Source organism: Micromonospora arida, assembly GCF_003857035.1.
GTDB classification, from domain to species: domain Bacteria; phylum Actinomycetota; class Actinomycetes; order Mycobacteriales; family Micromonosporaceae; genus Micromonospora; species Micromonospora arida.
This window is the reverse complement of the sequence record NZ_QGSY01000110.1, coordinates 1-25,542: the sequence shown is the minus strand read 5'-3', so window position 1 is coordinate 25,542 and position 25,542 is coordinate 1. Positions and strand designations below refer to the sequence as shown.

The window sequence follows — 25,542 nt, the reverse complement described above, 5'->3', positions numbered from 1 at the left end:
CGACTGGCTGACAGCTAGCTTCCCCGGCGCGTCGCGCGCTTCACAACATGTCAGCGCTCACCGAATGTTCCCGTCGGGGTCTGACTCGCTCATGTAATTGACCCAGTCGTCGCTCGTCGTGCCTGGTCAGGCGCTCGTGATGTTCGTGGAGGATCTGACGAGCGTTCGGCTGCAGTTTTCAAGATCCTTGCTCCTCCTCGTCCATGATCTTCGCCCGACGGCCCTGGTGGCTGGGGAGCGGATGGCGAGGAGGACGTTCCACGTGATCGATATAACCGAGATCCTGGCGCACTGGTACGCGGGCCGGTCTCAGCATGATGTCGCGGGGTCGCTGGGCGTGGCTCGCGGAACGATCCGGCGTTACGTCGAGCCGGCGATCGCGGCAGGGTTCGTGCCGGGCGGGACGCCGTCGATGAGCCAGGCGGACTGGGAGCCGCTGGTCAAGCAGTGGTTCCCGCATTTGACCGATACCCGGTTGCGGCAGGTGACCTGGCCGGATTTCGACAAGCACCGCGAGTACGTCGCCGAGATGCTGCGTGCCGGGGTGACCAAGGCGACGATCCATCAGCGGCTGCGTGACGAGCACGCAGTGACCGGGTCGCTGGCCTCGTTCAAGCGGTATGTCGCGGGGAACCTGGCCGAGGACGCGGTCCGGGAGAAGGTGACGGTGCTGCGCGCTGACCCCGAGCCGGGGTTGGAAGGGCAGATCGACTACGGCCTGTTGGGTTCCTGGACGGACCCGCGGACCGGACGTTCGCAGCGGATCTGGGCGTTCGTCATGGTCTTGTCGCACTCGCGGCACATGTTCGTGCGGCCGGTGATCAGCATGGACCAGGCCTCGTGGACGGCCAGCCATGTCGAGGCGTTCGCGTTCTTCGGCGGCTGCCCGGCCCGGCTGATCCCGGACAATCTGAAGACCGGGGTGGACAAGCCCGACCTCTACGACCCGAAACTGAACCGGGCCTATGCCGAGCTCGCCGCGCACTACGGCGTCCTGGTCGACCCGGCGCGGGCCCGCAAACCCAAGGACAAGCCCCGCGTCGAGCGGCAGATGCCTTATATCCGGGACTCTTGGTGGAAGGGCCGGGAGTTCACCTCGCTGGTCGAGATGCAGGCTTCCGCGCTGCACTGGTGTCGGGAGGTCGCCGGGCAACGCAAGCACCGCGGCCTGGACGGCCGCACCCCGGCGGAGGTGTTCGATCAGGCCGAGGCCGGGACGCTGACGCCGCTGCCGGTCGCGGCGTTCACCCTGGCGGAGTGGTCGCGGGCCAAGGTCGGCACGGATGTCCACGTCAAGTGCGGCAAGGCGCTCTATTCGGTGCCCTGGCGGTTGATCGGGCAGCTGGTCGACATCCGCGCCACCGCGACGATGGTGCAGATCTTCCACCACGGCGAGCTGGTCAAGACACACGTCCGCAAAGACAAGGGCAAGGTCACCGACGTCGGCGACTATCCGCCGGAGAAGATCGCGTTCCACACGCGCACCCCGCAGTGGTGCCGCGAGCGGGCTGAGCAGACCGGACCCGCGACCTCCGCGGTGATCGCCGAGCTGCTGGAAAGTCAAGCGCTGCATCGGCTGCGTTCGGCGCAGGCGATCCTCAACCTGGCGGGCAAGTACTCCGACGCCCGGCTGGAGGCGGCCTGCCGCAAGGCAACTGCGGCCGGTGACCCTTCCTATCGAACCATCCGCAACATCCTGGCCGCTGGGCTTGAGGACATCGAGGCTGACCGGCCCACCGGTGACGCCGGGGCGCCCGCGTTCCTGCATGGCCCGGCCGGCCTGTTCGCCGACGTGATTCCGTTCCCCGCCCCGGCCGCGTCCGCCGCGGCGACGGCCGGCACGACGAGCGTGACCGGGTCCGATCATCGTGACGACGCCGCGGATGACGAGCCGGAAGGCGCCGTGTCATGACCCCCTCCCTGCTCATTCCCGCCGCACAGACGAAGGACGAGACGAACCGATGACGATTCTGCGCCCCGCGCTGGCCGACAGCCTCCGGACCTTGAGACTGTCCGGGATGTTGGAGACCCTCGACGCCCGTCTCGCCCAGGCGCAAGGCGGTGACCTCGGTTATCTGGAGTTCCTGCAGATCCTCTGCGACGACGAGATCACCCGCCGCGAACAGGTCGCCATGGGCCGCCGGCTGCGCCGCGCCCGATTCGACACCGAAACCACCCTCGAAGGCTTCGACTTCGGCGCCAACTCGAAACTGCCCGCCGCGCAGATCCGCGACCTCGCCGCGCTGCGCTGGCTGCAAGCCGGAGAATCGATCATCCTCTACGGCGCCGTCGGTGTCGGCAAAACCCACGTCGCTCAAGCCATGGGACACCTGGCCATCCGCGCCGGCGCCGAGGTCCGCTTCCACAAGACCAGCCGCATCCTGGCCGACCTCGCCGGCGGCCACGCCGACCGCACCTTCGACAAACGCCTGGCCGCACATGTCAAAGCCGACCTGCTGATCCTGGACGACTTCGCGATGCGCGAGTTCACCCCCGGCCAAGCCGACGACCTCTACGAATTGATCTCCCAACGCATCGCCGAAGGCCGCTCCCTCGCGATCACCGCCAACCGGGCACCCCAGGACTGGTATCCGCTGTTCCCCAACCCTGTGGTCGCCGAATCGCTGCTCGACCGGCTGATCAACACCAGCCACCAAGTCTTCATGAACGGCCCCTCCTACCGGCCGAACAAACGACCCAAGGCCGCGGCCACCAAGTAGGAGCGGACCGACCGCAGCATGAACGATCCGGCACCGCACTCGGATATCCCCAGCCGAGCCGAACGTGAGGCACTCAACGACGCCCTGCTCTCCACCGGCACCGAAAGCGGCTTCTGGGACGACACGGGCCGCCCCGCACCCTGGCCCGACGACATCGACGACTGGACACCAACCACCAGCAGCGCCCAGAGCCCCATCGACGAAATTCTCTAGGGACCGGCAGCTGCGCCAGCCCTCATCCTGAGCCCGGCCGGCGAGCAGTTGTGAGAGTCGTGTGAAGGAACGAGCGAAACGTCTGGACTGTCAGCTCCGCGATGATTAGATCTGGCGAATGTGGACGACAGTGAAGAGCACGGCTTACTCGTTCTATGCCCGGCGCCTCAACGCGCAGCTGGCCGGCGCGAGCCTGCCCCGGCACGTCGCGATCGTCATGGACGGTAACCGCCGATGGGCACGACAGGCCGGGTTCGCCGACGCCAAGATCGGCCACCGCTACGGGGCAGAGCACCTCGACGAGGTCCTTCAGTGGTGCGCCGAACTCGGCATCCAGCACGTGACCGCGTTCGTCGCCTCCGTAGACAACCTGCAGAAACGAGACTCCGACGAGGTCGACAACCTCCTGCACATGATCGAGGAAGTGGTCGCTGAACGCCTGGCCCGGCCGTCCAGTATCTGGCAGATCCACCCGGCCGGCAGGCTCGACGTCCTGCCCGACTCGACCAGACACGCCCTGAAGCTGGCCGAGGAAGCTACCCGGCACAACGACACGGCCTTTCACCTCAACATCGCCATCGGTTACGACGGGCGCGAAGAAATCCTCAACGCCATCCGGTCCCTGCTCGAAGAGCAAGGGCGAGCTGGTCACACCATCGACGACATCGCCCAGCAGCTGACCGCCGACCAGATCGCCACCCACCTCTACACCAGCGGCCAGCCCGACCCAGACCTGGTCATCCGAACCAGCGGAGAACGCCGCATGTCAGGGTTCCTCCTCTGGCAGGCCGCATACTCCGAGCTGCACTTCACCGACGTCTACTGGCCCGGCTTCCGGAAGATCGACTTTCTCCGAGCCCTACGGTCCTACGCCGCACGCCATCGCCGGTTCGGTGCCTGACCCAGCACCACAAGCCGCACCAGGAATCCCGCGAACAGAAACCACACCACCAGGCCAAGCACCTCAGCCCGGGCCGCCCAGGACCGGCTCAATAACGTGAGCCGACCCTGGGTCGATTACGTGAGCGCCCACACAACATGAGCGTGAGACGGATCTTGGCCGGCAAAGGGACTTTCTTCTTCGGCTCCGGATACTGAAGGATGAGCCTATGACTGACTCCTGTGCCTTCTGCGGCTCGACAAGGCCACTGACTCGTGAGCATGTCTTCGGCCAATGGGTCAGCAAGATCGGCTTGGACCTGAGTCCCGTCCGACACATTGCGGGTCCCTTGAACGGTGTGCCCCGGGATATGGGCGAACAGCCTCCATATCGGCAGACGGTCAAGGATTTCTGTTCCTCCTGCAACAACGGCTGGATGAGTCGGCTCGAAGATACGGCTCGACGAGTCCTGTCTCCAATAATCCTCGGCGAACCCGGGGCGATATCAACCCAAGACCAGCCTGTGATCGCGGTGTGGGCGCAAAAGACCGCGTTAACTGCGATGCTCCTATCAAGCAAGGAACAAAGAAGTCGTGGATACGGCCTACCGAAATCGGTCTACACGATGTTCTACGACTGCCAAAGCCGGATGGAGCCTTTGGGTGGCAGCCGATTTTGGGTGGGGCAGTATGAGGGAAAATTGGGATTCGCAGCTATCCATGTGACCCCACTCGCTGTTCGTATCCCAGGGATTGCGGAACTCGACCGGCCACAGTGCTACGCGGTGACGATCGTCCTCGGCAAACTCGCCCTGCACGGGCTTGTCTTCACCACGCCGGCACTGGAGATTGATGTAACGATGAGCCTGGGGATACCGCAAATATGGCCGCCTCAAGGGCCAGTTCGATGGCCGACAGGACAACCGTGCACTGAGGCAATGTTCCAACACCTCGCGAATGGAAAAATGCTAGGGTCAGCCGTTGAAAGCGTGGAGCTCCAACCTTGGACTCCCGCAATCGATTTGCCGCGTAGCGTCATCGTGGACGGCAAGGTTCACGTCCCCGCGCTGTGCGGAAAACACTCTTATTGCTATCCGGCAGTCATCCTTGCAGAGGCTCTCCGAGGCAGATTCTACGCGTTCGCGACGGGATGCGCCTGCCCGCAAGCGTATCTGATCCAGACAGAAGCTGATGCCGCCCACTGTAAAGCCATCGGTGCAGCAGAAGGGATCTCCGACATGTACGAAGCCCTACCCGGAACCGAGGTCGTTATCCATGAAGAGGCCGGCCTCTTCGTCTGCAAGAGGCTTCCTGTTGTGCCTGCTGGCTGACAGCGCGCGATGATCAGCGGGTGACGGGATGAGCCTTCCCCGCTATCTGCGGACGCGTCGCATGCGGGACGTCAATGAGTCGGCGTGAGCCGTGACTTCGACCAGTCGAAAGCCAATCAGAATGAGGTCGGATTGGACCACTTCCAACGCTCGAGACGGGTCGGTTCTCGGCACAGAGACGACGAGCTCGTCGACGGCGTCCAAGTGCGGTCGCATCCCGGCACCGTGCTCGTGACCGACTACAAGCACGCTGCGTGCGCCGGCGTCGTAGGCGGCTGAGAGCCACAGCAAGAGAGCAACGCCCATGTCTGCATCGTCGGGTAGTGCGAAGTGCGCGCTAGCGTGGCCTCCTGGAATGCCCTCGTCGACCGTCTTGCCCGCGAGGACGAGGTCCGCGTTCGCGCGAAGGTCGAGCAGGCCCCGTTCTTCCGCCGCCGATTGATGCCCGCCTTCCGCGGCAAACGCCCAAGTCAGGTACGGCCGTCGGCGCACGGTTGCGGTCAACCACGGCTCAAGGACGGTCAGGGCTTCGTTGCGCAACACGTCAGTCTCGACCTCTACGCCTGCGGCGGCGAGCATCGAGGCGCCACCTTCACCGCGGGACGTTGGGTCCATGACGGCGATGACGACCCGGGAGACACCGGCGTTGATCAGCTCCTGGCGACAAGCTGGCGTGACTCCGACGTGGTTGCACGGTTCAAGCGTGACGACAGCCGTACCGCCGCAGGCCGCATCTCCCGCTGCGTTGAGAGCGTGCGCTTCGGCGTGCGGCTCTCCTTTGCGGCGATGAAAGCCCGCACCCACTACCGCTCCGTGCTGATTCAGGATCACACACCCGACGGGCGGGTTCGGGCTCGTGGTGCCCAGGCCAAGAGCGGAGAGGGTGATGGCCTGCCGCATCGCGGACAGCTCAAGGTCTGACGCCATCAGGCAGCCTCCACAAGGTCGTCGAGGAACGCACGGACGTCGGCCAGGTGACGGTGCCCGTCAACAGCAGAACCGATCTGGCCGAGCTGGTGCAGGATCCGGCGCGAGCCTGCTTGGCGGGCGATCGGCAGCGCGATGTGGGCCGTGGCAGCAGCTTGCTCGGGTTGGTCAGCCGCTACATGGGCTGCGGCTTTGGTTAGAAGGGCTGCAGTGAAGTCCTGCCGATGAAGCGACGGGATCGACGGCAGCGCGGCATCGAGAACCGCGATGGCCTCGTCCGGCCGGCGCCCAATCCTCAGGCAGGTGCCTCGGTGAACCTCGATGTAACCACTCGTGCAGTAGGAGGCGTGCTCGCCTTCAGGCTTACCCGGACGGCGGTCCGCCGCCCACTCATGCGCGCTGTCGAGAAGCTGCATGGCCTTGCGGTGCTCGCCAACGGTCGCGAGCGCATGGGCATGCTGGACGCGAAGTGCCGCACGCACCGGGCTGGGCACCTTCTTGTCCTGGAGCATTGCGGCTTCAGCCTCTTCCACAGCGCGGTGCGGCTTCCCGGCAATAAGCCAGTGCTGGCTGCTGCGGTACGTCGCCCAGGCTGTCATGGTCGGATCAGCAATCTGCTCCGCCCAGATGAGCGCCTTCCGGGTCCACTGCTGGGCGGCTAGGGCGTCGTTGAGCGAGTGGTTCAGCCATGCCGCAGACTCGGCGTACTGGGCAGCGAGGCGAACGAGGCTGGGACGAAACGACGATGGCACGTCATTGAGCAGCCGGTCGAGCAGATTTAGCTGAGCCGTGACCCCGATCAGGGCGTACTGCGGTCCGAACAGCTTGTCGTTCTGGACCAGCAGGTGCCACTGGGCTCGCAGCTGATAGACCGTCTCATCCAAGCTTCCCGGCATCGGCTGCTCAGTGCCGTGGTTGGCGGTAGTGGGGACGTCGGTACGCCGCGGGCTGTAGAGGTTGAGTTGGCCGTCGCTGGCGGCACCGAGAACGTGGCGGAGGGCAGCGCGACGCTCCTCGCTGGGCCAACGGTGCTCGCCGCGTTCGAGCTTGCCGATCCACCGAGAGTCGACGTAGTGCGCGGTGAGGACCCTGCCGGGGTAGAGCCGATCGAGAGCTGCGTTGACGGCGTCGGCCAACTCGCTGCGCGACAGTGATTGACCCGGTCGCCGAGGTGAGGTTAGCCGCCGGCGGGCATCGCTGAGCTGGGTGTTCGGGCTGATTACCGTATCCGGGTGACGGGGCACTACCGGTCCCGGCGCGCTGGCAGGTGAAGGCCGAAACTCTCGTCGCCATCACCTCTGAGCTGCCTACCCAGTTCGACGGCGGTATCGGGATGACGTGACATTGGCTCCCCCTTTCACGTCGACCCGTGACGGGCGCTTCGCTGCTGCTGGTCGGCTACTCGAAGCCATGTGGATTCGATGTCCAGGATGCCAACATCGGGCCCGGCGGGCCACCGTTCCATCGGGTTCAAGCCCTCGCGTCGGAGGACGAGTCACACCGTATGGCGCTGCAGCGCACTCTGGCCAGGGTCAGTGGCTGAACTTGTCCACCCGCAGGCCGCTGGTGAAGATGCTCCAAGCGGCGGGGTGGAATTCCAGTATCGGACCGGTGATGTCCTTCGAGTCGCGCACGCCGATGGTGCCGTCGACGGCGTTGGCGACCTCGACGCAGTTGCCATCGTCGCTGCGGGTGGACTTGCGCCACCTCGTATATCGCGAGGTCATGCGGAAACTCCTTCGATGGGTGACAGGTCCTGCGCCGCGACACGGAGCATATGAATGCTGATGTCAGGTGCAAGCGCGGCGGCCTTCAGCCGGCTGTGCAGGCTCAGATAGGGCTGGACGTCATCCGGTTCGGTGTAAATCAGATCACTCGTGAGCGTGTCGGCGGCGACAGCCATGAAGTCCGGCGTGTCGCGATAGCGGTAGATCGAGTACGCCGACCTGGGCGCGCTGTGGCCCTTGATCGAGGCGCCGATCGGTAGCACGCGGACGGTCACGGTTGGGTGGTCAGCGTAGACGGCGACGATGTGCCGGAACTGGTCGGCAACGATGTGTGGCTCGGCGGCACCGCGCCGGATCGCAATTTCGTCGAGCACGACGTCGTAGCGCGGCCCATCAGTGGCGAGTAGCAGTTGCTGCCGATGCGCCCGGGCGGCGACCGCTGCGGCGGGGTCGAAGGTCTCGGTGTGACGGGCGGGGTCACTCCGCAGCCGAGCATCGGCAAACGCCGTCGTCTGGAGCAGCCCGGGCACCAGCGCCAGGGCGTACTCCGTAATGGCTCTGGTGCCGCTCTCCAGGTCGGCGTAGGTGGCCTGCCGGGCGCCCATCCGTTCCGCGTCGGCCATCCACCATCCCCGCGCCCAGCCGTCGGTCGCCGCGTCCATGATGGCTGTCCGCCGGATCACGCCAACGGCCAGGTAGTCACAGATCGCGCTGACCAGATCGATGTCGGGACCCAGGTGCCCATTTTCCACGGCACTGAGCTGTTGCCGCGGGAACCCAACGGCGCGCGAGAGCGGTTCCGCCGCCAAACCGTGCTCGTTACGCAGGCGCCTGATCTCGCGTCCAAGCCATCGTCGCCGGACGTACGGACTGGGTCTGCTCATCGGCGGCCTCCACGGCTGCGTCTCAAGCCGGACGACCATACGGCCGGCTCGGTGACCTCAATGTAACCCCGACGTACAGCGAACGATCTTGGAGACGGCCCCTGAGCAACCATGAATGCGCAGCTCAGAGGGCGGTCGGACCGGAGGTCGGTACACGAGGTCGGACACGAGGTCGGCATTCCCAGTCGCACAGCATTCCGTGATCGTTGACTCGCAATCAGTTGTTCGCCAGTGGGCCAGACCCACCAGGCGGTTGCTCAATCGCCCGAGATTCAGCTGGGCAGGTGCCTGCTACGGCACTACCCGTCGAGCAGGGTGCAGGGGCCGTCCGTCGCGTCCCCCGCGCGAGTCGGTCCCTGCACCCGCCGGACGGGTGCGCGGCCAGGGCCGGCAAGGGTCCCGGCCGCGCACCCACCCAGTGAGGGGAGATGACGGTGGCGAAACGAATCAAGTGGTTCGTCCCGGCACAGGACGGTCGACAGTACCGGCCGTTCGGCATCGACTGCGAAGGCGCGGCGACGCTGTTCGCTCACCACAGCGGATGGAACCGGACCGGCACGGCTGGCCCGAACCAACCCTCCCCTCAAGAACTCGCTGCGGAAAACCGTGCCTTCTGGGCCGGTCTTGACCGGGCGCCTGCCGATCGGCAGATCCGTCTCACCCCTCCCGGTGACGAGAAGACCGCGCAATGAACGACCCCGGCAATCTGCCCACCGCCGAGCCCGGGACGCTACTGAGGCTCGGTCCCGACGATTGGTCTTTCGGCCGAGACCTGACCCCTGGCACGCACGTCGACGTCGTCGTCGCCTGGCTCCGCACCGACCTCGCGCACCTCAGCGAGGAGTGGATGTGGGTACGCGGCCACCAACCCCAATGCGACTACCCCAACGTTGATCTTCACCCGCCCTGTATGGAGTTGCGCGTCAGCGTCGCCGCGCTACGCCGGAATGCGCGGACGCCGTGACCAGCACCGGCGAAAGTGCCCGTCCCGTCGACCGTTTCGAGTCGGCCCGTCTGACGGTGCTCCAGCACGTAGGTGTCCGGACGTGCTTCCACTGCAGGGACAACGAATGCAAGCAGTACGCCTGGGCGGTGGAGGAGCTCACCCACCACGCCGGGGGCCGGCATCTCTTGTGCCGCCTCGGGTTGCTTCCCACCGCCCATAACTCGCCCCCGGAAGGCCAGCCGCGGTGAACAGACCCCCAGGCGCAGCCGATGAGCACACCATCCACGCCCACAACGAGCCAGTACCGCCACGTCGGCCGGTGAGAGCCGTTGGTACCGCTGCCGCAGTCACCCCTCGCATCGCCGACGAGTTCTTCTACATGGCGCACGACGACCAGACTGGCCGGCCCCGCCTCTTCGATACGGCACTGTCCTCGGGCCTCGCCGCCGCGCTGCTGGTCGAGCTGTACTACGAACGCCGCATCACGTTCGAGCACGGGAAGGTCGACGTCCTCCAGCGTTTCCCGCCGAAGGATTGGCTGCAACACCTCGTCCTCGACCAGTTGATCGCGCAGCCACAGCACACCGACACCCGAACCTGGCTGGCGTTCCTGGCCACCACCGCCTACGAGCAGGTCGCCACACGCATGTGGCAGGTCGGGCTCCTCCAACAGACGCAGGTTAGCCGGCTCTGGCGGCAGCGCACCGTCTACGTGCCCACCGACATCAACACTGCTGCCTGGTCTTGGGCGCGACTGTCTCAGCAGGTACGCAACTACCGCCAGCTCGACCACTTCGACATCGCACTGGCCGGCCTGACGCTGCACACCCAGCTGGACACAGCCCTGCTCGACGGCGCGCCGTACAGCGCTCACGCGCACCTACGCCAACTGGTCAACCAGTCCTGGCTGCCGCTACGCGACCTCCTCGCTGACCTCAGCAGCGTCATCGGTGCCGGCGTTCTCAGCCACCGCACCTCCTGACGTTCGTTCACACACCGCCCAGAGACGAAAGAGAAGCCATGCCCCGCTCGAAACCTGACACGGTCACAGCTGTCCTGGCGCACGGCCGACTCGGGATCCCCTCCGTGGTGTTCTTCGTGATCGCCGCAGCCGCGCCACTCACCGTCATCGCCGGCGGCGCAACCACCGGGTACGCCGTTACCGGTGTGACAGGCATCCCCGTGTCGTACCTCGTCGTCGCCGCCGTGCTCGCGCTGTTCGCGGTTGGCTACGTGGCGATGTCCCGGCGGATCGTCAACGCCGGCGCCTTCTACACCTACGTCACCTACGGACTCGGCCGCCCGGCCGGCGTCGCCGCAGCCATGGTCGCGCTACTGGCCTACAACGCCATGCAGATCGGCCTGTACGGCGGGTTCGGCGCGGTTCTCGCCCAGTTCCTGCAGAGTCGGTACGGCTGGGACATCACCTGGTGGCTCTGCGCGTTGATCGCCTGGGCCGTCGTCGCCGTGCTCGGTCTCCTGCGCATCGACCTGAACGGCAAGGTCCTGGCGGTCATGCTCGTCGCCGAGTGCGCCGTCGCCCTCGTCTTCGATGCGGTAATGCTCGGCCACCCCGCCAGCGGGACGGTCACTTTCGACACCCTCGCCCCGTCGCACATCTTCGCTGCCGGAATCGGCGCCGCACTGGTCACCGCAATCACGGGTTTCGTCGGCTTCGAGGGCACCGTCGTCTTCAGCGAGGAGACCAAGGACCCCCGACGGACCGTGCCGCGTGCCACGTACATCGCCGTGGTGCTCACCGGCCTGCTCTACGGCCTGTCGGCGTGGGCCATGTCCGTCGCCACCGGTCCCGACAGCATCGTGGACGCTGCCCGGGCCGACGGGACCGACCTGATCTTCAACTTGGTCTCACCGCACCTCGGCACAAGCGTCGTCACGATCGGCCGGGTCCTCTTCATCACCAGTCTGTTCGCCGCGCTGCTGTCGTTTCACCACACCGTGGCCAGGTACCTGTTCGCCCTCGGGCGTGAGCGGGTGCTCCCTGCCGCACTGGGTCGGACCAGCCGCCGCACCGGCGCGCCGAAGGTCGGCTCGATCATCCAGAGCGTCGTCGCGGTGGTCGTACTCGTCGGCTACGCGGCGGCGAACGCCGACCCGATCGTCCACCTGTTCTTCTGGGTCACCGTTACCGGTGGTCTCGGCGTCCTGGCCCTGATGACCGTGACTTCTGCCGCGGTGGTCAGCTTCTTCGCCCGCATCAGGCACGGCGAGGGGCCATGGCGGGCCGTCGTCGCACCGCTGATCGCCACGATCGCGCTGACCGCGATCCTCGTCGTCACCCTGGACGAGTTCGACACCCTCCTGGGCGTTCACCCGCACTCGCCGCTGCGCTGGCTCTTCCCGGCCGCGTACGCCATCGTCGCCCTCATCGGCGCGACCTGGGCGCTGATCCTCCGCGCGGCCAGGCCAGACGTCTACAGCGCCATCGGCCTCGGCCCGGAGAGCGCCACCGCGTCCCTCCGCAGCCCTACTGCCATCCGCCAGCCGGCCTGATCTTTGCCAGGAGTTTCAATGACCGACATCAGCACCGGCGTGACGGTGCGCCAGGCAACCCGCGGTGACACGCAAGGCTTGATTTCCGTTCTCGCCGAGGCGTTCTTCGACGGGCCCGTCGCCGACTGGCTGGTCCCCGACCCCAACGACCGCCGGACCGTCTACCGGCGGTACTTCGAGCTGGCCCTGAGCCACGGCCTCGACAACGGCCACGTCGACACCACGGCAGACCTGTCCGCCGTCGCGATCTGGTACCCGCGCCCCGAACCCTCGCCCAAAGGCTCGCTGGAGCACCCGGCCGCGCTGGAAGCGGCCACTGGGGTGTACGCACCGAAGTTCGCTCTTCTCGACGCAGTGTTCGAGGCGTATCACCCGGGCGAGCCACATCACTACCTCGCCTACGTCGCCGTCAACCCCGAGCAGCAGAACCGTGGGATCGGCGCCGCGTTGCTGAGCCACCACCATCGCCAGCTCGACGCCATCGACATGCCCGCGTACCTGGAGGCCAGCAACCTCCGCAACCGCGAGCTGTACGTCCGACTTGGGTACCGGGCTGGACCCCCGATGATCCTCCCCACCACCGGGCCGACGATCTGGCGGATGTGGCGCGGGCAACCGAATGCCGCCCGGCCTGAGGGCTTCCCCGCGAGCGGATTGCTCCCACGCCGGAGTGCCAGGTGAGCCCTGCGGTGTCGACCCTGCTCGCACGACCCGCTCAGCCCAGCGATGTAGCGGCGATAGCTGCTCTGCTGACCCGAGGTCTCGCCGAGGACCCGGTGGCTGAGTGGCTTGTGCCCGACCCAGCCGAGCGGCAAGCCGTCTTTCAGGGACTGCTGGCGATGGAGGTCGACCACGCCGTCGAGTGGGGCGACGTTGACGTGTTACCGGACATGAGCGGCGTCGCGGTGTGGCGCCGCCATCCGGCCGACGACGCGCCAGTCTTGTCGGATCATCACCTGGGTGCCTTCACGAGGGGAGGCATGCCTCGGTTCCGGCAGCTCACCGCCCTGTTGAACAGCTATCGGTCCGACGCGCCCCATCACTGGTTGGCATGGCTCTACGTGGAGCACGACTGCCGCGGGCAGGGCGTTGGCACCGAACTGCTCGCCCGTCACCACCAGGTCGTCGATCAGCGCGGGTTGCCAGTCGACGTCGTGGTAACAAGCGAGCGTGCCCGGGATTTCCTGACCTTCCACGGCTACATCGCCGGGCTGCCGTTGCACCTGCCAAGCGGACCACGGCTCTGGCCACTGCGCCGCCCTGGCCACCCCGCAGCACGATCCGACCAGGCCGGCCGAAATGGGGTGCCATCGGCGGTGGCTGAAGTCGTGTCCACCTCAGAACCCACCTTCACGACCACTAGCGTCGAGCGAGTGACCATGCTTCGTGAGGCCTCGGACCTGCGAACAAACCTCATCGACCAGCTATGCGCCGAGGACACGATCCGCACGTCCGCCGTCGAGGTTGCGATGCGCCGGACCCCGCGCCACCTGTTCCTCCCCGGGGTACCAATGCAGCAGGCGTACGCCGACGAGCCTGTCTACACCAAGACCGACACCTGCGGCACCTCGATCAGCGCCGCATCGCAGCCGCGGATCGTGGCCATGATGCTCGAGCAACTCGACGTACGGTCCGGCCAGCGAGTCATGGAAGCCGGGGCCGGCACCGGCTACAACGCTGCCCTCCTGGCAGCTGTCGTCGGTGACAGCGGACGCGTGGTCACGATCGACGTCGACGAGGACCTCGTCAACGGGGCGCGCAAAAGCCTCGCCGCCGCTGGCGTTGCCAACGTCGACGTTGTGCACGGTGACGGAGCACTTGGCTACTCCGAGGGCGCCCCCTACGACCGGATCATCGCCACCGTCGGTGCCTACGAGACCCCGGCGGCTTGGTTAAAGCAGCTCGCCCCCGATGGACGACTCGTCGTACCGCTCCGTCTGCGCGGGGCCGCCTCACGTTCGATCATCTTCGAGAGGTACGACGGCGGGTGGCGCGATCAGGGCAGTGAGCTGGCCGTGTTCATGCCGCTGCGCGGCATCGGCGACGATGCCCGCCGACTCGTCTCCCTCACCCCCGAGCTGGACGTGATCCTGCAGGTGCACAAAGATCAGGAGGTCGAGGCTGCGGCACTCGCCGACGTACTCGAGACCGAGCGCCGCAAGGTCTGGACCGACGTGTTCTTCCCGCCGATGGTGCCGTACGAGTGGATGGACCTCTGGCTGGCCTGCCGCCTCGACAACGCCATCATGCGAATGAGCGTGCAACCCACGGCCGTCCAACGCGGCGCCGTCACCCCGATGTTCTCGTGGGGCGCGATGGCGACCACCCGCGGCGCGGACCTCGCCTACCTCACGACCAGGCCGGCGCTGGCCAGGCCGGACGGCAGCAGACTGTACGAGGTGGGCGTCATCGGCCACGGACCCAACGGGCGGGACCTCGCGCACCACGTCAGCGAGGAGATCCGCAGCTGGTATACCAATTACCGCTCCCGCGAAGTCCGCTTCGAGATTCCCGACGCTCCCATCGGAGCGGACCCCGCGGTCGGACGCTTCGTCCTCGCCCGGCCACACCACCCCATCACTGTCACCTGGGAATGAGCCGGACGCGGGACAGCGTGTTTCTGTGCCGCTTCCCGCTCCTCGACCGAACGCAGCCCATCCAGATCCTTGGTCACCCGCTTGACGACCTGCATGCCCTGGCCGGTCACGCCAGGCAAGAGAGCGACCGCGACGTCAGCACCAGGCGCAATCAGGCTGCTTTCATCACATAACGGGTGACCTCGAGCACGGCGGCCTGCAAGCTAGTGCGAGGACCCAACCTGCAGCTAGAACAAACAGCTAGTTAAAGGTTTTTCGTCGCCAAGCGCACCATTTTGGTCGTCAACTCGATGACCATGTCCGCCCGATCAACCTACTTAACCCCTTTCTTGTACACCGGCGGCTAGCGGTACGTGCTCAAGCCGGCAGCAGCCATATAATGGACGCCCGGCGGCACCGTACGCACAACGGCACCCGAACTTCCAAGATGAGGGGTAAGAGCGTTGCCAAGAGTGGGAAGTAGTTGGAACGCCGGCGCCGTTAAGCCACCCTCGAGCGACACTCTGCAAAGGCACATTTCGGCCCTCGAAGCCGATTTCCCCGTTGTTGAAGATCATCGGGCCGCCCTGTCTGAGCTAGGCTCGCAGATGGTTCACGCGCAGCGATGTGAACAGAAGGGCCTGCACCGATGCCGCCTCGGCTTGGTTCGTTTCAGTGGGGCCGTGGAGGCCGCGTTCGGTCTAACGCGGGAAGTATTGTTCTTCTACAGCCCATATCCTGACCTACAAATCAGGGAGTTCGAAGCCGCCAAGAATGCGATTAAAATGCTCCGCCGAGCCGTCACGCCGGATGTAATTTTCATCTGGTCGCCTGATCCGCGATCACGCCAGAAGCTGGACGATTGGTCACAAGGCGGCGGCCTGCTGGCAATTCCGCTCGCGTCGATTCAGAGCAATGACCCAGTGGCGCTAATTTCCCTCCTCCGTGACTATATTTACGCTCGGGATCTCTTCTACGAGTCAACCCCGGTTCGAGGCGATCGATTCTTTGGACGTCGCCAGATTCTTCAGAGTTTACGCGACGACGTGCAGAGCCAGCGAGTAGCTGGACTATTTGGCCTTCGAAAGGCGGGGAAGACAAGCGTTCTTTCTCAACTCTCGGAGGTCATCTCGTCTCCTGCACGTGTAGTCATCTTACGTGACTTGGAGAGCTTACCGTCGCCGCCTATAGACCCGATTCCAAGTCTTCTGAAAGATCTTGTCGCAGACATCAAGGATAGATTTCTCGCGCAGCCACACCTTGAAACGGAGCTTCAACAGCTCGCGAACTCAACGGATATTTCAGATTTTAGGCGGGCGATGCAATCGGTGTTACGCGCTCTGGCGGCTCGCGAGGTAAGCATTGTGCTGATGCTTGACGAGATCGAGTATCTAACGCCTTCCGACCGCATCGACATCTACGAGGGTGATATGACCTCCGTGGCCCAGTTCCTCGGAGCGCTTCGGAGTCTAGTGCAGGAAAATCCTAACTTCACCTTCCTGCTGTCTGGCCTAACGAGCGCAATAACGGAGGGTGGCCGGCTATACGGTCGCCCGAACCCCTTGTTCTCCTGGTCAAAATCTCATTTCCTCACACCCTTTGATCGCAGCGAGGCCGACGAGCTAGCAACGTCGATTAGCAGCAGAATGGGCATTGACGTCGAAGAAGGGGCCTTAGAGGCCCTATATGAAGCTACAGGCGGACACGCTTTCCTTTACCGAAGTCTAGCCTCTGCTGTCGTTCAAAGTCTTCCCGTTGACGTCTTTCAAAGACATGTGACCCGCGCCGACGTACTTCGCACTGTTACACAATGGAAGCGCTCCGTTTCCGGGAACATCGAAGAGATGCTGAATCATGTACGGCGTTACTATCCAAACGAGAGCGTCCTTCTTGAGGTCCTGACGCAAGAGCCGGCATCATTTACCGAGCTAGCAAACGAGTACCCAGCAGCATTGCAGCACCTTCTCAGCCTCGGTCTCGTGCGAGCAGATGGACATGACTATGAAGCCACAACCATTCTGAGCCTGCTATGACACAAGCGGTCGTTGTACGGTCCGACGCGATCCGAGCGAGCTTGGCACGACACCGTCTGGTACTAATACAGATGGGTGCGGCCTTTGAAGCCATGCGGCAATCCATGCTCGAGCGCCTGGGTGCGGAGCTCGTCACTGTTTCGGATGTCTTATCTAAGACCTATGACTTCTCGAAGTCGGCGTCGTACGTGATAACTGACATCGAAGTGTTGGTTACGCCCACATCCGGCAGGCCAGAAGTCACCATGGGCGCCCTCCGCGAAATAGTTATAAAGCTAATGGATGAGGGCAAGAACATTTGCCTGGTTTCTCGTGCGCCACGAGTAGCATTTGCGAGCATTCCAGGGAGCTCCATCCTAGAGGATGCTGCATTACTCCATCTCCCTCTTCTATCCTTGGAAGAATGCCCCAATGAAGGCCGATCAGAAATCGGATGGAAACTACCGACCATCGGCATGGGCGCAGACGTCAGACTGGAAGACCTTTTTGTGTCGATTCTCAAAGAATTAGGCCCTGGCGTTCTTAGCTCGCTGGATCATTGCGTATTCGAGATCGACCCGAGGGGAGCTGCGGGATTGGCCTACCTCTCGCATCGAGATAAAGAGGCCCTTCGGTGCGCAGGCCTTGTTGAGGTGGACACTTCAGGAAGATGTTCTCTGACAATTCCTAATCGCCTGCTGGAGTTGAAGAGTGCACTCGCCAATGTGATTAGCTCCACAACGGTTCCGGCAAGAGATCTGGCGGCCGTCGTAAATGGTCTTTGGTATATCGAGCGAACCATCCGGTCCACCCTGCGGTCGGCCGCCGTATCGATCGATGGACCGAAATGGCGAAGCTCTATTGTCGGAGCTCTGTCTACAGAAGTTCTCAGCCGCGCACGATTAGACTCAAGCATTAGCGCTGCGAGCGTAAAGGAACTTCGAGATCCTCTTGAGTGGCTAACGCTCGGCGAACTGCTAGATATCGCGCGCTCGAACAAGTTCAACGGACTTGGCGTTGACGCTGTCATCTGGAGGCGATTTGTGGAGCAGGTCATGCCGATCAGAAACCGAGTTTCTCACATGCGTGACTTGAAGGGAAACGATGAGGAAATCGTCGGCATGTGGGTTGGATTGGTACGCCAACAATTGGGATGAACACCGTTCTGCATCCGCCTAATTAGTCGTACTCCGGGTCGCGTGCGTTCCCAGGCAATACCACTTCGAGCCATCGGGACGACGCGGGGGACCGGCCGATCATCACTTTCGGCGTTAAGTACGCTACGCGGGATGTTTGCCAGCATGAGGAGCCGCTGGTTTTCCCTGATAGTCGGCAAGCGTGGACTAATGGGTATCGTTTCCGCTAGAGCCTAACGTTACCCAAGTACGCCTCTGGGAAGCTCGCCACGGATCCATGGTGGCCTCGGACGGTCACACTGTCATCCCTCGACAGCCGGCACGCTGAGGGCTGAGCACCTCCCATAACCGATCACGCGGCTGGACGGTCTGGCCGAGGAGTCCACTTGCCGCCGTCCAACCAGGCGTTGGCACCCACCTCGGCCTGCGGGAAGGGCGTCGTGTTGTGGCTGCGGGTGCCAAGGTCGGGGCGTTCTTTGCGCTCCTGCTCGTCGATCTTGATCAGGTCTGACATGGCTTCGACGTGCCGGCGCTCCGCGTCCAGCAGGAAGGTCACGAAGTCCTTCACTACCGCCAGGAGGGCCGCTTCGGGGTTCGAGCAGGACGAGAAGAGACCGTTGACGGCTTCGATATAGCCGTTGAGGGCCTCGACGAGCTTCCCGATGTGCTGGTAGCCGAGGCCGGCGTACGCGTTGCGAAGGCCTTCCAACATGCTCGCGGCCTTCTTGCCCTCCTCGGCCAGCCACCGCGTCTGGGTCTCGAGCTGGAGCAGGTAGGCCGAGGCGCGTTCGGCGTACTGGCCGAACGCCTGCGAGGCGCTGCCCTCCCAGTACAACTTGAGGTTCTTCAGCTCACCGTCCATCTCGGCGCGCAGCTCGGCGTAGGTGCCGGCAGCCGAGTGCACCAGGTCAGCACGGTTCCAGATCAGCTTGGGCGCGGAGCGCCAGGCATGGACCATCAGATCGCTCAGCGGGAGACGCTGGCCGGTGCCCAGCTCGATCAGGATCGCCTCCAACTGGAGCAGCGTGTCCCGGTGCTCGTGGATGAACGTGTCGAGTTGGTCGCCCTCGCCGTTCTCGTAGTGGGTGGTCCGGCCGCCGGAGAAGCCGAGGTTGTTGCCGTCGGTGCTGCCGATGGTGATCGGCTCCTCGACCACGCGGGTCTGCGGCAGCCGCTCGTTGCGGGTGGCGCCCAATCGGTCGTTGCCGTCTGGGATGACCAGCACCGGCTCGTCGCCGGGAAGCTGGCGCTCGTGCGGCTGGGACAGGATGCCGGCACCACCCGGACGCACCCGTACGCTGCTGCCGTAGCCGTCGCTGAGCGGTAGATAGGGTCCCAGGTCCCGGTTGAACACGTCGAAGTTGGTGGTGACGTCCAACTCGGTGCCCTCGTAGTCGGCGGCGATCTGCATCAGGCCGTCGGCGATGCGCTCCATCTCGTTCCGGGCGATGTTCGCCTCGGACAGCCTGCTACCCAGGGCCGTCGCCCAGTCTCGGTTGAGCTTGTCGGATATCCCCTCGAGCGTGCCCCAGGCGGCGACCGGGACCGCACCGACGTCGCCGAGGTAGCGGCGAACGGCGCTGTAGGTCACGGCGTCCTCGTAGCGTTCCACTCCGAAGGCCACCAGGGCCCGCGATTCGACCCGCAGGGCCGACGTGTCCGTGGTCATTCCCCGTGTCTCTCCCCGTTTGTCGGCTCGATCGGCGTGAGCAGCTCAACGCCGAGGGGCGAACCGAAGTAGTCGATGCGCAGCTGGCGGTACTGCCGCCGGTGATCCGCCACTGCCGCGAGCAGGGCTGTCCGGATCTCGGACGCCACATGGTCTGGACCACACCGGCGCAGCATCCCAGGCCGAATGCCGACCTTCAGGTCTCCGTCGTGGTCCCGGACGACCGTCACCCAACCGTTGGTGGAGACGCCTTCGGCCTTGATCCGGGCCACGTCCTCGAAGTAGCGCTCCAACTTGCCCACGGCGTGCTCCTACTCGGTGGACTTGAGCGTCATTGCCCGGTCGGTGACGCGCTGAGCGGTGGTGTTCGCGTACTCGACAAGCTGCTCAACCCCTAAACCGGGGTTGCTGAAATCCGCGTAGACGTGCGCGTACCGGTCATCGGATGCCACAAACACGCCCGCGAAGATCTTCTCGTTGATCTTCTCCGCGCATGAACGCGCGACCCGGTACTTGGCAGCGCTCGGGTACGGCACCGCCTCCCCGTAACAGGGGCCCTCGGCCGCCGTCTTGCGCAGATATGCCTCGTCGTCGCTCTCCGTGAGACTCACGGCGATTTTGCCCCGATACGACCGCTCGGCCGACGAGAAGTCGAACTCGCAGCTGACCAGGGACTTGCTGGATTCGCGCTTGGGCTCCGCACGGGTCAGATTCCACGCCCCCTCGACGACGCTCGGCAGGGCCTCAGCCAACTCACTGCATGAGGGAACGACTTCATCGTCGCCGAACGGCCCCCACCGCCACGCGCCGAGCAACCCGCCGGCCACGACAACAACGACAGCCACAACGGCCAGCGTCCTCCTACTCATCGGACCGCTCACGATTCAGACCGCTGCTCGTACTCGGAAGGCTTCACATGGGGTGCCGGCAGCTGCAGTGACGCCAACGCGACCCTGGCCGCGGCCCGCACCTGCCGGGCCAGCGAATCGTCCGTGTGCCGGTGCAGGCCGTCTACCTCGACCGCGATGTCACCCCGACTCGTGGCAGCGATGCGAACAGACCGGTCCGGCGAGTACACATCGACATCAGGTCCAGGAGCAGCTACGTCGGGATCTGAGGGCTTAGGTGGCCCGGAGGTCATCGGACCGGTCCTTTCCGGACGACAGTGCGGACCGCCGCCATCGGACCGTGCGAGCGTCCGACGGACGCGGCCTCCCGTCGCAGCGCCATCATGGCGATGACCCTATCAACGGGCGTCACCGGCCCGCTGTCCTCAGCGATCAGCGCAGATCATGCACCAGCGGGGCACCACGCAGCGCGTGTACTGCAATGACAGTTCTTAGGGGTAGGCCCCCGGTGTTCAGGTTGGGTTGCCTCGTGACTGCACCCGCTCCTGCTCCTCATATTCGAGCCACTGTTGGGGAAGAAAGAGATCCTCGTCACGATGTGTGAGTAACTCGTGTAGGCCGATTGCGAATGAGACGAGTGTGGCAACCGCTAATCCTAGATGCAGCCAGTCGTAGGGCCGCTCGAAGAGCGATCCGAGGGTAGCACCGAACAGGAGCGGTGGGGCACCCAGCTTAATGACGCGCCATTTTTGTCGCCGCCTCTTCCTCGCGAGTTCCCTTTCAGCGAACTCGCTGATGAAGTCACTGCCGCTGGTGAATCGGGAGACGGTTACTGATTCACGGAAGGCAAGCATGCGGACGAGCTGCTCATCGCTGAACGCTCCATTAGCGATGACGCCGTTGATCCGGTCGCTTACCGAACGGGGAAGGTTATCCTGACCGTATGCACTAACAACGTCACGGACGAGCGAATCGCGCCACCACTTGGACGGACCGCCGTCGTCGTGCATGTATCGCTCACCCTCGCCATAGACCTGCTCGCTCAGCTGAGTCAGACGTACGAAGCTGAGCTGGGCTACCGGGAACAGTGGTGCGATCCGGATCGGTAAACCCGAAAGGTTCACCAGCTGTAGGGGGTGGTGTCCGCGCCATCCGGGGTTCATAAAGTCATTGCCGCAATGGACGAGCAAGCCTAGGCGCGAATATGAGACGCGAGCAGCGAGCTTGCCCGCCATTCCTTTCGGCATCGAGAATTCTTCGTATGTTCGCGCCATGATTGACTCGCCAGGATTGACGACAAGAGTCTCGCCAGGCGCAAGCCTGCGCTGTCTCCAGTGCAGCGTCGGCTGCGCCTCGTACACGTCGTGCCGTCGTAGATCCACTACATCCTCAGCCCGCCATCGCCTACCAGACCGGCTACTACGCCAGCGCCTCGGGTTCTTGCGCTTCGCCTCCCAGAACACGGTGTCGATGCGTATATCTACAGATGCAGGGCCGATCTGTACATCTGGACTAAACGGATGTTCAGGGAGCCTGCATTCGAAGTTGATGTCGTCTAGGTGAGCGCGAATGTCGACGTCAGCTAGGTACATGATCACCCCCGGACCGTCCGAGGTAGCGGAAGCGAGGCTGGGATAAACCAGCAACCTTGACAACCTCGTCGAACATGGCCTGTGGACGCACCCAGAGCCGGCCAAGCGCATCCGTGTATACGACAAAACGCTCGCCGTTCTCAGTGTGTTCTGCGACTCCGAAAACTTCGTACAGGCCGCCCTTATAATGGCGGTAGATGCCGCTTTCAGTCATCGACCGCATCCACAGACGACAGATCGTACGTGTGATTGAGGCGAACAGCCTTTGTGCGGATGTAGTTGCGGTTCAAAGGATTCACTTGAGGTGGGATGGATACGGTCTCCGCAACCTCGATGCCAAGCTGACGCAATGCATCAACCTTGGAGGGGTTATTTGTCAGCAGTCGAACAGCCGGAATCTGGAACCAATTCAGGATTGCTTTGACGTCGACGTAGCTTCGTTCGTCGATCTGGCGGCCGATGAGGAGGTTCGCATCCACCGTGTCGGCACCGTCGTTGATCTGGCGGGCGTAGGCGCGCATCTTGTCCGCGAGGCCGATGCCGCGACCTTCCTGCCATAGGTGGATGACCACTCCCGCCCCGTCTGCGGCAATTGCGTCGAGCGCGTCGTCACGCTGGCCAGCACAGTCACAAGTAAGCGAGCCGAAGACGAGCCCGGTCAGGCACTCAGATTGAATCCGGACTAGCGGTGGTCGTTCTTTGTACGCCCCGAAGGCGAACGCGACCGGAGGTTGTGTCCTGCCGTCATCGAAGCAAAACGCCCCGAAGGTCCCGACACGCGTCTTGAGCAAGCTCTGAATGATATCCATGAGCACGACCAATCATGGTTGCGATGCGAGCGGGACGTTTCATCTATATCAACATTTGTTCAAAAACACGGATTTCGGCCAAGATTCACAAGTGTCACTGTAGCACCCATTGTCGAACATGGCCAAAGTGGAGAGAGTGGCTTGCCGCCTGCGCACTGCGGCTCCGCGATTAGCTGATGGACTGATGTGAGGCGACGCTGAAACGGCACGCACAGCGCGGCGTCCAGGCGTCCAGGCGTCCATGGCTAGTGCCGCTGCAGTGGCTCGAATACCACTGCGTGCGGCCTACCAACCCAGGCGCTGACGCTAGAGGAAGCGTCGAGAATCAGACGAACAACAAGATCACATTCACGGTCGAAGCCGAGGTGGACTGACCACCAAGATTCACCGCGACGTCAACGGCGTCGGACCGGCCCTGGCCTCCTCGGTGCGCTCCGGCGGCAACGTCAACGACGAGTCTTCCCGTGGTCCCTTGAGGCATTTTCATCCTGCGTAGCGGTTCGCTTCGACGTGGTGCAGGACGGGGATGGCCTGCACGGCGGCAGTGGCGCGGCGTGGGCAGATGCGTAGCTCGGCATCGCGCCGTCGCACTACGCCGACCCGCGGGACGCGCTGCGTCGGGCCGGCGACACCACGTACCGGGCCGAGCGGGTGGGCCGGCAGGGGCGGCGGCTCTACGCCTCGGAGGCCCAGCTGAGCCATTCGGGATCATGCCCTGTCTTACCTGGAGCCTCGCCCTCATCGATTGCCGGGCTCACCACACTCACCCTGAACTGCAAGATCAGCTTGAAAAGGGCTCCTTGATCATCGCTGGCAGTATTCGCCAGCAGGCCGCGAGCCAGTCCGATCTCAGCGGAGGGTGACCTGACCGGACTTGCAACAGATCACCCTCCTTGAGCGAGTAACCCGTCGGTGCGCGCTCGACGAACTCGGCATGTCCCACTTCTCGATACTGCGTGATGGGTTCGAGTGACTCGGATGTGGGGCCCCCGCGAAGGCTTATTGACGAGCCCGCCGCCGCGGTTCCGACCAGCGAAACCGGAACCCGACCCACGCACGCAACCGCTCCAGGTCTAAATACCCCGACCAACATCAACATCCATCACAGGAGCCAACGAGCACGAGCCGAACTCGATTCGCCGACTGTTGTCGCAGTATCGGCCCTGCGTACGATTACGGCCCCGAGCCGTTCATCGCGGCTGCTGCGGGTGACCACCAGCGGAAACCTCATCGAGTAGTTCGTCCCGCGCACCTGCCCGGGCATCGGCCTCTCGGCTGCGGCGGCGACGGTTCCAGATCAGGAAGATCACCAACGCCAGCAGGATCACCAGAACCAGGCCAATGCCGGCGGCGATCACGACGACCTGCTGGTCGGTCGGGCCGCCCTGGTCGCCGTACTTGGTCACGTCGAAGGTGTCGTCCTCGGCTGCCTGGGCAGTGCCGCCGGCCGGGGCAGCGCGATCGAGCAACGGGTTCTCGGAGACCGTCGGCACGTCCGCTGTCAACGCGGCCACCGGGTCGATCCGACCGAACCCGTACTGCGTGTCGCGGCCCGACGGACCGGCGTCGCGCGCGGTTCGGATGATCCTGTTGATCACGTTCGCCGCGTCCAGGTCCGGATACTTCGACCGGACCAGCGCCGCGACGCCGGAGACGATGGCGGCGGAGTCAGAGGTGCCGTCCCCCCACCCGTATCCATGGGCGGGGCCGATGTTGAGAATGCCATCACCGGGGGCCGCTACCACTGCCTCCGGCCCTCGCACTGAGCCGGACCAGAACGCTCCGCCGCGGGTCGTGCCCGTTACGGCGAGCACGCCTGGAATGTTGGCTGGTGAGATGACTGCGCTCTCTCCCTTGGCGGTGTTGCCGGCGGAGGCGACCACGACGACGTCGCGTTCGAGGGCGTACGCGATGGCCTGCTCTTCCTCTGGAGAGGCGGCGCCTGGCCCGCCGACGGACAGGTTGATCACCGTGGCGCCGCCGTCGGCGGCCATCCGGATGCCCTGAGCCTGCGCCTGGTCGCTAGCCGGACCCTTACCCTTCTTGATTTTGATGGGAAGGATCTTGGCGTCCGGGGCGATTCCGTCCACGCCGTCGGTGGCTGCGTTCGTCGCTGCGATGATGCCGGCCATGTGCGTGCCGTGGCCGTCCTCGTCGGCGCGGCCGTCGCCGGAGGCGCCATAGCTCCGACCACCGGGGAGCACCTGGCCCCGGATGTCCGGGTGGGTAGCGTCGACGCCACTGTCCACCACCGCGACGGTCACCCCTCGGCCGGTGGAAAGCTTGTGCGCCTGGTCGATGCGGAGTTCGTCCAGGTACCACTGTTCGGCCCGCTGAGGCGCGGCGACGGCAGGTTGGGCGGCGGCACCCGTCAGGAGCACGGCCAGCAGGCCAGCCGCGACAGGCCGGAGCGCGCCGACGTTCACACTCAACCGTCCGTCCTCATCGCAGGATCCCCGGAGAACCGGTGTCATCGGCACACCACGGGTCGTCGTCCTCAGTCAACCACGACGATCCGGGACCAGATTCATCGTGCTCCGCGCCGTTGCCGCGTCCAGCGGCACCGGCGCCGCCGAGCAAACCGCCCGCGCTGCCCCGCGAGCCACCCGCGCCGGCGCCATCGCGACCGGCACCGGTTGCGTTGCGCACCGCCCTGGCCGCACTGGTCACCGGCGGCACCCTGCCGTTGCCACCGCCGACCATGCCAGGGATGCCGCCCGCACTGACCCCGCCGCCGACGACAGGGCTGCCCCCACCTC

The 25,542-nt window shown here is 64.5% G+C and carries 23 protein-coding genes and 3 pseudogenes; 14 read left to right on the top strand and 12 right to left on the bottom strand.

Annotated elements, in window-relative coordinates:
* Positions 1–262: 262 nt before the first annotated feature.
* From istA to DLJ58_RS05470, 5 genes and pseudogenes are all read left to right on the top strand, one after another.
* A pseudogene (istA, locus tag DLJ58_RS05490) lies at positions 263–1,774 on the top strand (IS21 family transposase); the annotation flags it as partial.
* A 187-nt stretch (positions 1,775–1,961) separates the two neighbouring features.
* Positions 1,962–2,720: an IS21-like element helper ATPase IstB gene (gene istB / locus DLJ58_RS05485; RefSeq protein ID WP_099855343.1), complete on the top strand. Its 759-nt coding sequence runs from the start codon at positions 1,962–1,964 to the stop codon at positions 2,718–2,720.
* Positions 2,721–2,738: 18 nt separating this feature from the next.
* Positions 2,739–2,933: a hypothetical protein gene (locus DLJ58_RS05480; protein ID WP_099855341.1), complete on the top strand. Its 195-nt coding sequence runs from the start codon at positions 2,739–2,741 to the stop codon at positions 2,931–2,933.
* Between the two features lie 130 nt (positions 2,934–3,063).
* On the top strand, positions 3,064–3,834 hold the full coding sequence (gene uppS, locus DLJ58_RS05475; RefSeq protein ID WP_341869896.1) for a polyprenyl diphosphate synthase: 771 nt from the start codon (positions 3,064–3,066) through the stop codon (positions 3,832–3,834).
* 349 nt (positions 3,835–4,183) lie between these two features.
* A complete protein-coding gene (locus DLJ58_RS05470; protein WP_208740866.1) occupies positions 4,184–5,143 on the top strand; it encodes a hypothetical protein in 960 nt (319 codons plus the stop codon).
* 42 nt (positions 5,144–5,185) lie between these two features.
* On the opposite strand, the gene ribD is transcribed toward DLJ58_RS05470, so the two are convergent.
* The 4 genes from ribD to DLJ58_RS05450 all read right to left on the bottom strand — a co-directional run bounded on the left by ribD (position 5,186) and on the right by DLJ58_RS05450 (position 8,681).
* Positions 5,186–6,043 (bottom strand): bifunctional diaminohydroxyphosphoribosylaminopyrimidine deaminase/5-amino-6-(5-phosphoribosylamino)uracil reductase RibD, encoded by an 858-nt coding sequence (gene ribD / locus DLJ58_RS05465; RefSeq protein ID WP_244218793.1) that lies wholly within the window; start codon positions 6,041–6,043, stop codon positions 5,186–5,188.
* A gap of 26 nt (positions 6,044–6,069) precedes the next feature.
* Positions 6,070–7,206 (bottom strand): NsdA family TPR-like regulatory protein, encoded by a 1,137-nt coding sequence (locus DLJ58_RS05460; RefSeq protein ID WP_124854146.1) that lies wholly within the window; start codon positions 7,204–7,206, stop codon positions 6,070–6,072.
* A 396-nt stretch (positions 7,207–7,602) separates the two neighbouring features.
* The gene (locus DLJ58_RS05455; protein WP_124854145.1) at positions 7,603–7,797 is read right to left on the bottom strand and encodes a DUF397 domain-containing protein; all 195 of its coding nucleotides are present in this window, start codon (positions 7,795–7,797) and stop codon (positions 7,603–7,605) included.
* A complete protein-coding gene (locus tag DLJ58_RS05450) occupies positions 7,794–8,681 on the bottom strand; it encodes a helix-turn-helix domain-containing protein (RefSeq protein WP_124854144.1) in 888 nt (295 codons plus the stop codon). Before DLJ58_RS05450 ends, DLJ58_RS05455 begins: the two co-directional genes overlap by 4 nt.
* A 434-nt stretch (positions 8,682–9,115) precedes the next feature.
* Between DLJ58_RS05450 and DLJ58_RS05445 the strand changes: the two genes are divergently transcribed.
* The 8 genes from DLJ58_RS05445 (at position 9,116) to DLJ58_RS05405 (ending at position 17,886) form a co-directional block, all read left to right on the top strand.
* On the top strand, positions 9,116–9,373 hold the full coding sequence (locus DLJ58_RS05445; protein WP_124854143.1) for a hypothetical protein: 258 nt from the start codon (positions 9,116–9,118) through the stop codon (positions 9,371–9,373).
* On the top strand, positions 9,370–9,645 hold the full coding sequence (locus tag DLJ58_RS05440) for a hypothetical protein (protein ID WP_124854142.1): 276 nt from the start codon (positions 9,370–9,372) through the stop codon (positions 9,643–9,645). The genes DLJ58_RS05445 and DLJ58_RS05440 overlap by 4 nt, the downstream gene beginning before the upstream one ends.
* Before the next feature lie 301 nt (positions 9,646–9,946).
* A complete protein-coding gene (locus tag DLJ58_RS05430; RefSeq protein WP_244218787.1) occupies positions 9,947–10,609 on the top strand; it encodes a GOLPH3/VPS74 family protein in 663 nt (220 codons plus the stop codon).
* A 38-nt stretch (positions 10,610–10,647) separates the two neighbouring features.
* Positions 10,648–12,141 (top strand): APC family permease, encoded by a 1,494-nt coding sequence (locus DLJ58_RS05425; RefSeq protein ID WP_124854139.1) that lies wholly within the window; start codon positions 10,648–10,650, stop codon positions 12,139–12,141.
* An 18-nt stretch (positions 12,142–12,159) separates the two neighbouring features.
* Positions 12,160–12,822, top strand: a complete 663-nt coding sequence (locus DLJ58_RS05420) for a GNAT family N-acetyltransferase (protein WP_124854138.1) — start codon at positions 12,160–12,162, stop codon at positions 12,820–12,822.
* A gap of 8 nt (positions 12,823–12,830) precedes the next feature.
* On the top strand, positions 12,831–14,738 hold the full coding sequence (gene fxlM, locus DLJ58_RS34235) for a methyltransferase, FxLD system (RefSeq protein ID WP_208740864.1): 1,908 nt from the start codon (positions 12,831–12,833) through the stop codon (positions 14,736–14,738).
* Between the two features lie 662 nt (positions 14,739–15,400).
* The gene (locus DLJ58_RS05410) at positions 15,401–16,750 is read left to right on the top strand and encodes an ATP-binding protein (RefSeq protein ID WP_124854137.1); all 1,350 of its coding nucleotides are present in this window, start codon (positions 15,401–15,403) and stop codon (positions 16,748–16,750) included.
* A 71-nt stretch (positions 16,751–16,821) separates the two neighbouring features.
* Positions 16,822–17,886 carry a hypothetical protein gene (locus tag DLJ58_RS05405; RefSeq protein ID WP_124854136.1) on the top strand — a complete coding sequence of 355 codons (1,065 nt, stop codon included), beginning with the start codon at positions 16,822–16,824 and terminating at the stop codon, positions 17,884–17,886.
* A gap of 331 nt (positions 17,887–18,217) precedes the next feature.
* Here DLJ58_RS05405 and DLJ58_RS05400 read toward each other — a convergent pair whose 3' ends face one another.
* From DLJ58_RS05400 to DLJ58_RS05370, 6 genes are all read right to left on the bottom strand, one after another.
* A complete protein-coding gene (locus tag DLJ58_RS05400) occupies positions 18,218–19,534 on the bottom strand; it encodes a hypothetical protein (RefSeq protein ID WP_124854135.1) in 1,317 nt (438 codons plus the stop codon).
* The gene (locus DLJ58_RS05395; protein WP_124854134.1) at positions 19,531–19,836 is read right to left on the bottom strand and encodes a hypothetical protein; all 306 of its coding nucleotides are present in this window, start codon (positions 19,834–19,836) and stop codon (positions 19,531–19,533) included. Before DLJ58_RS05395 ends, DLJ58_RS05400 begins: the two co-directional genes overlap by 4 nt.
* Before the next feature lie 9 nt (positions 19,837–19,845).
* The gene (locus tag DLJ58_RS05390; protein WP_124854133.1) at positions 19,846–20,415 is read right to left on the bottom strand and encodes a hypothetical protein; all 570 of its coding nucleotides are present in this window, start codon (positions 20,413–20,415) and stop codon (positions 19,846–19,848) included.
* A 479-nt stretch (positions 20,416–20,894) separates the two neighbouring features.
* Positions 20,895–21,974, bottom strand: coding sequence for a dCTP deaminase (locus tag DLJ58_RS05380; RefSeq protein WP_412769037.1), 1,080 nt, complete (start codon positions 21,972–21,974; stop codon positions 20,895–20,897).
* Positions 21,961–22,188, bottom strand: coding sequence for a DUF1653 domain-containing protein (locus DLJ58_RS35105; protein ID WP_208740862.1), 228 nt, complete (start codon positions 22,186–22,188; stop codon positions 21,961–21,963). The genes DLJ58_RS05380 and DLJ58_RS35105 overlap by 14 nt, the downstream gene beginning before the upstream one ends.
* Positions 22,181–22,783, bottom strand: a complete 603-nt coding sequence (locus DLJ58_RS05370) for a GTP cyclohydrolase II (RefSeq protein ID WP_244218792.1) — start codon at positions 22,781–22,783, stop codon at positions 22,181–22,183. Before DLJ58_RS05370 ends, DLJ58_RS35105 begins: the two co-directional genes overlap by 8 nt.
* A gap of 313 nt (positions 22,784–23,096) precedes the next feature.
* Between DLJ58_RS05370 and DLJ58_RS35100 the strand changes: the two are divergent.
* Positions 23,097–23,189 (top strand): annotated as a pseudogene (locus DLJ58_RS35100) (IS5/IS1182 family transposase); the annotation flags it as partial.
* Positions 23,190–23,266: 77 nt separating this feature from the next.
* On the opposite strand, the pseudogene DLJ58_RS05360 reads toward DLJ58_RS35100, so the two are convergent.
* A pseudogene (locus DLJ58_RS05360) lies at positions 23,267–23,356 on the bottom strand (IS5/IS1182 family transposase); the annotation flags it as partial.
* A gap of 617 nt (positions 23,357–23,973) precedes the next feature.
* A complete protein-coding gene (mycP, locus tag DLJ58_RS05350; RefSeq protein WP_244218791.1) occupies positions 23,974–25,209 on the bottom strand; it encodes a type VII secretion-associated serine protease mycosin in 1,236 nt (411 codons plus the stop codon).
* Between the last annotated feature and the right edge of the window lie 333 nt (positions 25,210–25,542).

Bases quoted from the DNA above. Each gene is read 5' to 3' on its own strand.
- DLJ58_RS05425 (WP_124854139.1), top strand. From the start codon at position 10,648: ATGCCCCGCTCGAAACCTGACACGGTCACAGCTGTCCTGGCGCACGGC.
- ribD (WP_244218793.1), bottom strand. From the start codon at position 6,043: ATGCGGCAGGCCATCACCCTCTCCGCTCTTGGCCTGGGCACCACGAGC.
- DLJ58_RS05480 (WP_099855341.1), top strand. From the start codon at position 2,739: ATGAACGATCCGGCACCGCACTCGGATATCCCCAGCCGAGCCGAACGT.
- DLJ58_RS05400 (WP_124854135.1), bottom strand. From the start codon at position 19,534: ATGACCACGGACACGTCGGCCCTGCGGGTCGAATCGCGGGCCCTGGTG.
- DLJ58_RS05380 (WP_412769037.1), bottom strand. From the start codon at position 21,974: ATGTACCTAGCTGACGTCGACATTCGCGCTCACCTAGACGACATCAAC.
- DLJ58_RS35105 (WP_208740862.1), bottom strand. From the start codon at position 22,188: ATGACTGAAAGCGGCATCTACCGCCATTATAAGGGCGGCCTGTACGAA.
- DLJ58_RS05420 (WP_124854138.1), top strand. From the start codon at position 12,160: ATGACCGACATCAGCACCGGCGTGACGGTGCGCCAGGCAACCCGCGGT.
- DLJ58_RS05470 (WP_208740866.1), top strand. From the start codon at position 4,184: ATGGGCGAACAGCCTCCATATCGGCAGACGGTCAAGGATTTCTGTTCC.
- DLJ58_RS05440 (WP_124854142.1), top strand. From the start codon at position 9,370: ATGAACGACCCCGGCAATCTGCCCACCGCCGAGCCCGGGACGCTACTG.
- DLJ58_RS05370 (WP_244218792.1), bottom strand. From the start codon at position 22,783: ATGGATATCATTCAGAGCTTGCTCAAGACGCGTGTCGGGACCTTCGGG.
- istB (WP_099855343.1), top strand. From the start codon at position 1,962: ATGACGATTCTGCGCCCCGCGCTGGCCGACAGCCTCCGGACCTTGAGA.
- DLJ58_RS05455 (WP_124854145.1), bottom strand. From the start codon at position 7,797: ATGACCTCGCGATATACGAGGTGGCGCAAGTCCACCCGCAGCGACGAT.
- DLJ58_RS05450 (WP_124854144.1), bottom strand. From the start codon at position 8,681: ATGAGCAGACCCAGTCCGTACGTCCGGCGACGATGGCTTGGACGCGAG.
- DLJ58_RS05405 (WP_124854136.1), top strand. From the start codon at position 16,822: ATGGGTGCGGCCTTTGAAGCCATGCGGCAATCCATGCTCGAGCGCCTG.